We start from the raw sequence: 8847 nt of genomic DNA on the forward strand, positions 1-8847 counted from the left end.
GGTGAGGGTGTCGCCGCTAAGGCCCTGGAGAGCCTCGGGATTTCGCTCGAGGCGGTCCGCCAGCAGGTGGAGGAGATCATCGGCCAGGGCCAGCAGGCCCCGTCCGGCCACATCCCCTTCACACCCCGGGCCAAGAAGGTCCTGGAGCTGTCGCTCCGCGAGGCCCTTCAGCTCGGCCACAACTACATCGGTACGGAGCACATCCTGCTCGGCCTGATCCGCGAGGGCGAGGGCGTCGCCGCCCAGGTCCTGGTGAAGCTGGGCGCCGATCTCAACCGGGTGCGGCAGCAGGTCATCCAGTTGCTCTCCGGCTACCAGGGCAAGGAGGCCGCCACAGCGGGCGGTCCTGCCGAGGGCACGCCCTCCACGTCCCTGGTCCTCGACCAGTTCGGCCGGAATCTCACCCAGGCCGCCCGCGAATCCAAGCTCGACCCGGTCATCGGGCGCGAGAAGGAGATCGAGCGGGTCATGCAGGTGCTCTCCCGCCGCACCAAGAACAACCCGGTCCTCATCGGCGAGCCCGGCGTCGGAAAGACGGCGGTCGTCGAGGGCCTGGCCCAGGCCATCGTCAAGGGCGAGGTGCCCGAGACCCTCAAGGACAAGCACCTCTACACCCTCGACCTCGGCGCGCTCGTCGCCGGCTCCCGCTACCGCGGTGACTTCGAGGAGCGCCTGAAGAAGGTCCTGAAGGAGATCCGCACCCGCGGCGACATCATCCTGTTCATCGACGAGCTGCACACCCTGGTCGGCGCCGGCGCCGCCGAGGGCGCCATCGACGCGGCGAGCATCCTGAAGCCGATGCTGGCCCGCGGTGAGCTCCAGACCATCGGCGCCACCACGCTCGACGAGTACCGCAAGCACCTGGAGAAGGACGCGGCCCTGGAGCGCCGTTTCCAGCCCATCCAGGTCGCGGAGCCGTCCCTGCCGCACACGATCGAGATCCTCAAGGGCCTGCGCGACCGGTACGAGGCGCACCACCGCGTGTCCATCACGGACTCCGCGCTGGTCGCCGCGGCGACCCTCGCCGACCGGTACATCTCGGACCGCTTCCTGCCGGACAAGGCGATCGACCTGATCGACGAGGCCGGCTCCCGGATGCGGATCCGCCGGATGACGGCGCCGCCGGACCTCCGCGAGTTCGACGAGAAGATCGCGGGCGTCCGCCGCGACAAGGAGTCGGCGATCGACTCCCAGGACTTCGAGAAGGCCGCTTCCCTCCGTGACAAGGAGAAGCAGCTCCTCGCCGCGAAGACCAAGCGGGAGAAGGAGTGGAAGGCCGGCGACATGGACGTGGTCGCCGAGGTGGACGAGGAGCTGATCGCCGAGGTCCTGGCGACGGCGACGGGCATCCCGGTCTTCAAGCTCACCGAGGAGGAGTCCTCGCGACTGCTCCGCATGGAGGACGAGCTGCACAAGCGCGTCATCGGGCAGAAGGACGCCATCAAGGCGCTCTCGCAGGCCATCCGTCGTACGCGAGCGGGTCTGAAGGACCCCAAGCGCCCCGGTGGCTCGTTCATCTTCGCCGGCCCGTCCGGTGTCGGTAAGACCGAGCTGTCCAAGACGCTCGCCGAATTCCTGTTCGGCGACGAGGACGCGCTGATCGCCCTCGACATGTCGGAGTTCAGCGAGAAGCACACCGTCTCGCGTCTCTTCGGTTCGCCTCCCGGTTACGTGGGATACGAGGAGGGCGGCCAGCTCACCGAGAAGGTGCGCAGGAAGCCGTTCTCCGTCGTCCTCTTCGACGAGGTCGAGAAGGCCCACCCCGACATCTTCAACTCCCTTCTGCAGATCCTGGAGGACGGTCGCCTGACCGACTCCCAGGGCCGCGTCGTGGACTTCAAGAACACGGTCATCATCATGACGACCAACCTCGGGACCCGGGACATCTCCAAGGGGTTCAACCTGGGCTTCGCGGCGCAGGGCGACACCAAGACCAACTACGAGCGGATGAAGAACAAGGTCAACGAAGAGCTGAAGCAGCACTTCCGGCCCGAGTTCCTCAACCGTGTCGACGACACGGTCGTCTTCCACCAGCTCACCGAGGAAGACATCATCCAGATCGTCGACCTGATGGTCGCCAAGGTCGACGAGCGTCTGAAGGACCGGGACATGGGCCTGGAGCTCAGCCCGTCCGCCAAGTCGCTTCTCGCCAAGAAGGGTTACGACCCGGTGCTGGGTGCCCGGCCGCTGCGCCGGACGATTCAGCGCGAGATCGAGGACGTTCTCTCCGAGAAGATTCTCTTCGGTGAGCTGCGCCCCGGTCACATCGTGGTCGTGGACACCGAAGGCGAGGGCGAGACAAAGGCGTTCACCTTCCGCGGCGAGGAGAAGTCGCCTCTGCCGGATGTCCCGCCGATCGAGCAGGCTGCGGGCGGCGGTCCGAACCTGACGAAGGACTGACGTCGAAGGACTGGCAGGGACAGAAAAGCACTGACCCAAGGGCTGCCCCGGAACCGCTTCTTACGGTTCCGGGGCAGCCTTCTTTCATTTCTTGCGGAGTGCGGGCCCCATTAACTGCATTGTCATTGCCGCCTCTTGGGGCCAGGACTTTGGTCCTGAATCGGACAGCCCTTCTGTCCGGCGCCCGTGACATGCCGCACAGCGGATTCCGTCCCTACGAGCCGGGTTAGTGGCCGGTCCGGGGACCGCCGAGGCCTTTGCGCGGGCGATCGCAGCCTTTGACCGGGGTCTTCGTACGGGAGTTCAGGGGCACCCCTACGACGAGATGTCGTAGATGGGGTGTTTTGGCATGAGATGGGGTTCGGGTTACCAAGGTGTGGCCAGCCCGGCGCGAAGGTGCCGGGTCCCTTGATGCCCGGAGGTTTTCGGAATGTCGCCGCGCAAGCTGTCCCGTCTGACCCGCCCGTCCGCCCTTCGTACCCGGGCCGGTGTTCTGGCTGCCGGACTCGGAGTGTCGTTGGCGGCCGGAACCGGGGCCGCGTTCGCCGCGACCGGCGGTGCCGCGCCCGCCGCCCCGGCCGTCGCCACGGCCGCTGTCCAGCACCAGGCCGCCGTCCAGGCCGCCGTACCGGCCAAGGCGAAGGCCAACACGGTCCCGTCGTGGATCGATCCGGTCAGCAAGTACACGCTGAGCGCGGGCTTCGGCAGGGCCGGCAACATGTGGTCCGCGAAACACTCCGGCCAGGACTTCGCCGTACCGATCGGCACCGCGGTGCACGCCGTTCACGGCGGTACGGTCGTCAAGGCGGGCTCGTACGGCGCCGGTGACGGTCCCGCGTACGGCAACGCGATAGTGATCAAGCACGGCGACGGTACGTACTCGCAGTACGCCCACCTGTCGAAGATCCAGGTCCATGTGGGCCAGTACGTGAAGACGGGCCAGCAGATAGCGCTGTCCGGCAACACCGGCAACTCCAGCGGCCCGCACCTGCACTTCGAGATCCGTACGACCCCGAACTACGGCTCGGCCGTCAACCCGGTGAACTTCCTGCGCTCGGTGGGCGTCAAGGTGTGACCGTGTGAGCGCTGATCATCAATTCGGTGGAGACCTCGAGGATGGCGAGCCGCTTCTCCTCGGGGTCTCCTTCGATGTCCTTGAGCGCGAACAGCCCGGCGTGCAGGGTGAACAGCGCGGTCATGCAGCGGACCCGGTTGGTCAGGGACGCGTCGGGATCCTGGATCAGATCGCGCATGTCCACCATGCGGCCCTTGAAGGTCACGCCGATGCTCAGATCGCGCATCGTCGCCTGGTTCTCCTGCATGAAGCGGAAGAGCGGTGTCGCGTTCGCCAGCGCCTCGCTGTAGCGGCGCAGGATCTCCCGCTTGGTCTCCAGCGTGTGCGGCTGGCTCCGGCCCCAGGTGATCAGTTCGTCGATCGGGCGCATCAGATCCTCGAAGAGGCTGATCAGGATGTCTTCCTTGGTCTTGAAGTGGTAGTAGAGCGCGGCCTTGGTGACATCCAGCCGCTCGGCGATCTCCCGCAGCGAGGTCTTCTCGTACCCCTGTTCGGCGAAGAGCTCCAGCGCGATGTCCTGGATGCGCTGACGGGTGTCGCCCCGCCGCGGGTGCTGTGCGCTGCCCATGGTGCTCTCTCTCCCGGGAAATAACTTACTTGACGCCCGACAAGTAGAAGGTCTACCTTCCCCAGTGTAGTCGGCTTGCCGGGCGGCAGGTAAGTGTCAGGGGAGTGCAGGGGAGTGGGGAACATGAGTCCGACCGGGAAACAGACGGGGAAGGGCGCGTCAATCGACGGCGACGGTGAGGCGTCCATGGCCGCGCAGCCGGCCAAGGCCGAGCCGCAGCCGCGGAGTGTACGGGTGGTGCTGCTCGCGCTGATGATCGCGATGCTGCTGGCCATGCTCGACAACATGATCATCGGTACGGCGATGCCCACCATCGTCGGCGAGCTGGGCGGGCTGGAGCATCTTTCCTGGGTGGTCACCGCCTACACCCTCGCCACCGCCGCCTCCACCCCGATCTGGGGCAAGCTCGGCGACATGTACGGGCGCAAGAGCGTCTTCCTCACCTCGATCGTGATCTTCCTGATCGGATCGGCGCTCAGCGGTATGGCCCAGGACATGGGCCAGCTCATCGGCTTCCGCGCCGTTCAGGGCCTGGGCGCGGGCGGTCTGATGGTCGGCGTGATGGCGATCATCGGCGATCTGATACCGCCCCGCGAGCGCGGCAAGTACCAGGGCATGATGGCCGGCGTGATGGCGCTCGCCATGATCGGCGGACCACTGGTCGGCGGCACCATCACCGACCACCTCGGCTGGCGCTGGAGCTTCTACATCAATCTGCCGCTCGGCGCGCTGGCGCTGGTGATGGTCACCGCCGTACTGCATCTGCCGGCGAAGGACCGGTCGAAGGTGACGGTCGACTATCTCGGGGCCGCGCTGCTGACGATTGGCATCACCTCGATCGTGCTGGTCACCACCTGGGGCGGTACGGAGTACGCCTGGGACTCGGCCATGATCATGGAGCTGATCGCGATCGGTGTTGTCGCGCTGGTCGGCTTTGTCTTCGTACAGACCAAGGTCACCGAGCCGATCATGCCGCTGCACATCTTCCGCAGCCGCAACTTCACCCTGATGTCGGTGATCGGGTTCCTGACCGGCTTCGTGATGTTCGGCGCGGTGCTCTTCCTGCCGCTCTACCAGCAGTCCGTGCAGGGCGCCTCGGCCACCAACTCCGGTCTGCTGCTCCTGCCGATGCTGCTGTCGATGATGGTCGTCTCGCTGATCGCGGGCCGGGTCACCACCAGCAGCGGCAAGTACAAGATCTTCCCGATCCTGGGCGGCGGACTGATGACGGCCGGGCTGTTCCTGCTGGCGCAGATGGACACCGGGACCTCGCGGCTGACGTCCGGCGTGTACATGGCCGTCCTCGGCGCCGGTATGGGCTTCCTGATGCAGATCACCATGCTTGTCGCGCAGAACAGCGTCGAACTGAAGGACATGGGGGTCGCCTCCTCCGCGACCACCCTCTTCCGTACACTCGGCAGCTCGTTCGGCGTCGCCATCATGGGGGCGCTGTTCACGAGCCGGGTGCAGGACGAGATGGCCGCCCGGGGCGGCGGGGGTGCCACCGAGCAGTCCGCGCAGCTCGACGCGGCGAGCCTGGCGAAGCTGCCGGACGCGGTGCGCGAGGCGTACCAGGTCGCGGTCTCGTCCGGTACGCACGCGGCCTTCACGCTGGGCGCGGCGATCGCGGTGATCGGATTCGTCGCGGCCTTCTTCGTCAAGGAGGTCCCGCTGCGGGGCGCCGGAACGAAGCCGGCCGCCGAGGAGACACCGGCCCTGGACGGCAAGGTCCCGCAGTCCGCCTGATGCCCTGATCCTCCGATCCCCAGGTCCGTCCACACCACCGCACTCGTGGCTCGCGGCCATGGCCCCCGGCGTATCGCGCCGGGGGCCCACCTCGTCCGGTGCTGTGTGGATCCGCCTAGGGGATCTTGAGTATCGGGAAGCTGCCCGTAGTCGTCGGGGCGTGTTCCGGAAGCCAGAGGACCGCGATCGCGCCGCCCGCCCCTGCCGAGCCCTTCGCCCCTTCCGCGTCCTCAGCGCCTTCCGGACCCGCGTTGCGGAACGTCAGCCTGGCGCCCAGGACCCGGGCCTGGCCGGCCGCGATGGTCAGACCCAGACCGTGGCCCTGGCCGGCGCGGTCGGTGGCGCCCGTACGGAACCGGCTCGGGCCGTCACGCAGCAGCGCCCCGGGAAAGCCTGGGCCATGGTCCCGTACGCGTACGATCCGGCCCTCGACCGTGACCTCGACGGGCGCGGCACCGTGCTTGGCCGCGTTCGCCAGCAGATTGCCGAGGATGCGTTCGAGCCGCCGCGGGTCCGTACTGACCCAGGACTCGTGCACGACCGTGACCTCGATCTCGGGATCCACCAGGGCCACCCGCCGCCCCACGAACTCGCCGAGCGCGATCTCCTGGAGTTCGGCACGCTCCGACGCGCTGTCGAGCCTGGCCACCTCCAGGACGTCCTCGACCAGGGTGCGCATGGCCTGGGCCCGGTCCCGTACCAGCTCGCTCGGGCGGCCGGGCGGCAGCAGTTCGGCCGCCGTGAGCAGCCCGGTCACGGGTGTCCGCAGCTCATGGGCGATATCGGCGGTGACCCGGCGCTCCGCCTCTATGCGCTCGTTCAGCGCGTCGGTCAGCGCGTCCACCGCGCGGGCCAGGTCGTCCGTCTCGTCGCGTACGACTCCGCCGACCGCGTCCCCGACCCGTACCTCCGTATACCCCTCGGCGACCCGGCCGGCCGCGCCCGCGGCCCTGCGCAGCCGCCGTGAGAGCTGCCCGCCGATCAGCACGCCCAGGGCGCAGCCCCCGAAGACCACCGAGGCGGAGCCGATGATCAGGGAGCGGTCCAGATCCTGCATGATCGTCGCGCTGCGGTCGGCGAACCGGCTGTGCAGCGAGAGGACCGTGCCATTGCCCATGGGCACGGCCGCCCAGACATCGGGCACCCCGTTGGCGCCCTCCTCCACATAGGTCGCGCGCCGGCCCTGCCGCATCTTGTCCCGCAGTTCGTACGGCAGCCCGGGATCGTTGATCTTCGTACCGAACTTCGGCTCGTTGGTCGAGTCGTACATCCGCTCCGCGAACAGCAGCCGTTCGAGCTGCACTTCGCGCGCGTTGTCGAGCATCGAGACGCGGGGCCGAGTTGTGTACGACGAGACTCAGCGCCAGCGCGACCAGCGCGCCCACCGCCGCGATCGCGATGCTGATCTTCCACCGGACCCCGGTGCGCAGCGCGAGCCGCCTCATGAGCCAGCCGCGCCGTTTCATGAGCTGCGCCCGTGAGCTGTGCCGCTTCACGCGAAGACCGGGTTCAGGGCCGGGTGCCGCTTCATGCCTTGAGCTTGTAGCCGAAGCCGCGGACCGTGTCGATCCGGTCCTGGCCGATCTTGGTGCGCAGCCGCTGGACATGCACGTCCACGACCCTGGTGTCCCCGCCCCAGCCGTAGTCCCAGACCCGCTCCAGCAGCTTGTCGCGGGTGAGGACCGTCCCGGGCGCGGCGGAGAACTCCAGCAGCAGCCGCATCTCCGTCGGCGTCAGCGCCACCGGCTCGCCGCTCCTGCGCACCTCCATGCCGTCCGTGTCGACCTCCAGATCGCCGAAGGTCAGCACTCCGCCGCTGCCGCCGGGCTCGTCCTGCCCGCTCCGCTCGTCGCCCGTGAGTCCGCCGGCATGGCCGAAGCGGCGCAGTACGGCCCGGATCCTGGCGACCAGCACCGCGCTGTCGAAGGGCTTGGTGACATAGTCGTCGGCGCCCGCCTCCAGACCGAGCACCACATCGATGGAGTCGGCGCGTGCCGACAGCATGATCACGGGCACGGTCGACTCGTCGCGGATACGCCGGCACAGACTGACGCCGTCCAGACCCGGCACCATCACGTCGAGCAGCGCGATGTCCGGTGTACGGGCGCGGAACGCCTCAAGGCCGGACAGCCCGTCCGGTATGGCGGTGACCATGAAACCCACCCGCTCCAGGGCGAGTTGGGTGGCCTCGCGGATGACATCGTCGTCCTCGACGAACAGCACATGGGTCCCGGCCATCCCGCGGCCCTCAGCCCTGGTCCGGCGCGAGCGGGACGGGTGTCGCCGTGACTCCGCCGCCCACCGCCCTGCTGTAGCTGTTGCGCACCCGGTAGCGCTCGCTGAACTTCGCGTTGCCCCAGCTATAGGTCACGACATCCTCCCCCGAGGGGTACGACATGGGGTCGCCCTGCGCGTACACCTGCTGGGTCACGACCAGCGCGCCGCGGTCGATGGTGGAGTAGACGGCGGGCTGCTCGTTGGCGAAGACGTTCACATAGCGATGGTTCTGCGAGCGGTACACATACGTTCCGATGCCGACCGCGTCACCGCAGGTCATCACGTTGATCACCACATCGGGCACGGTACCGTCGGTGAGATTTCCGTATGAGGTGTCCACCGGATAGGCGTCCTCGGCGCACGGTTTGAGATCGGCCTTGATCCGTCGGCTGACCTTGGGATCGCGGCGGAGCAGCGCCACCGCGTCCACGGTCCTCGCCGGGCTGGGCTCGGGGGAGGCCGACTGGGGGGCGGGGATCCCGCGTTCGACCGGCGTGGTCATCGCCGCGCCCTCGTCCCTGGTGCCCGTACCTCCGGCCGAGCAGCCGGTCGCGAGCACGCAGAAGGCGGCGAGCCCGGCCATGGCCGTGGCAGCCGCCGCGAATGATCTGCCCTCCGGTGATCCGCCTTCCGGTGATCCGCCTTCGGGTGATCTGCCTTCGGGACGCCGGCCTCCGGGAGATCTGCTCCCGGAGGGGACCCCCGGCCGGTCAGGGACCTTCAGGCCGCGCACCTCGCCCGCCCCCGTTCGTCACGCCCGTCACTCCTGTCCCGCCCGTCC

At 68.2% G+C, this 8847-nt stretch carries 6 protein-coding genes and 1 pseudogene; 3 read left to right on the top strand and 4 right to left on the bottom strand.

Going from position 1 to position 8847, the window contains the following annotated elements:
• Positions 1–2400: ATP-dependent Clp protease ATP-binding subunit (locus tag WH07_RS22805; protein ID WP_046503144.1), on the top strand; the 2400-nt coding region annotated here is incomplete at its 5' end.
• Positions 2401–2830: 430 nt separating this feature from the next.
• Positions 2831–3475 carry a M23 family metallopeptidase gene (locus WH07_RS22810; RefSeq protein ID WP_046503146.1) on the top strand — a complete coding sequence of 215 codons (645 nt, stop codon included), beginning with the start codon at positions 2831–2833 and terminating at the stop codon, positions 3473–3475.
• Here the strand turns inward: WH07_RS22810 and WH07_RS22815 are convergent.
• The gene (locus tag WH07_RS22815) at positions 3465–4043 is read right to left on the bottom strand and encodes a TetR/AcrR family transcriptional regulator (protein WP_046503149.1); all 579 of its coding nucleotides are present in this window, start codon (positions 4041–4043) and stop codon (positions 3465–3467) included. The two genes, WH07_RS22810 and WH07_RS22815, sit on opposite strands and share 11 nt — an antisense overlap.
• Positions 4044–4229: 186 nt before the next feature.
• On the opposite strand from WH07_RS22815, the gene WH07_RS22820 reads away from it, so the two are divergent.
• Positions 4230–5789, top strand: a complete 1560-nt coding sequence (locus WH07_RS22820) for an MDR family MFS transporter (protein WP_046503158.1) — start codon at positions 4230–4232, stop codon at positions 5787–5789.
• A 115-nt stretch (positions 5790–5904) separates the two neighbouring features.
• Here WH07_RS22820 and cseC read toward each other — a convergent pair.
• From cseC to WH07_RS22835, 3 genes and pseudogenes are all read right to left on the bottom strand, one after another.
• Positions 5905–7234, bottom strand: a pseudogene (cseC, locus tag WH07_RS22825) (two-component system sensor histidine kinase CseC).
• Between the two features lie 82 nt (positions 7235–7316).
• On the bottom strand, positions 7317–8027 hold the full coding sequence (gene cseB, locus WH07_RS22830; RefSeq protein ID WP_046503152.1) for a two-component system response regulator CseB: 711 nt from the start codon (positions 8025–8027) through the stop codon (positions 7317–7319).
• Positions 8028–8037: 10 nt separating this feature from the next.
• Positions 8038–8649 carry a hypothetical protein gene (locus WH07_RS22835; RefSeq protein ID WP_046503155.1) on the bottom strand — a complete coding sequence of 204 codons (612 nt, stop codon included), beginning with the start codon at positions 8647–8649 and terminating at the stop codon, positions 8038–8040.
• Between the last annotated feature and the right edge of the window lie 198 nt (positions 8650–8847).

Source organism: Streptomyces odonnellii (assembly GCF_000981895.1).
In the GTDB taxonomy this organism is placed as follows: Bacteria; Actinomycetota; Actinomycetes; order Streptomycetales; family Streptomycetaceae; genus Streptomyces; species Streptomyces odonnellii.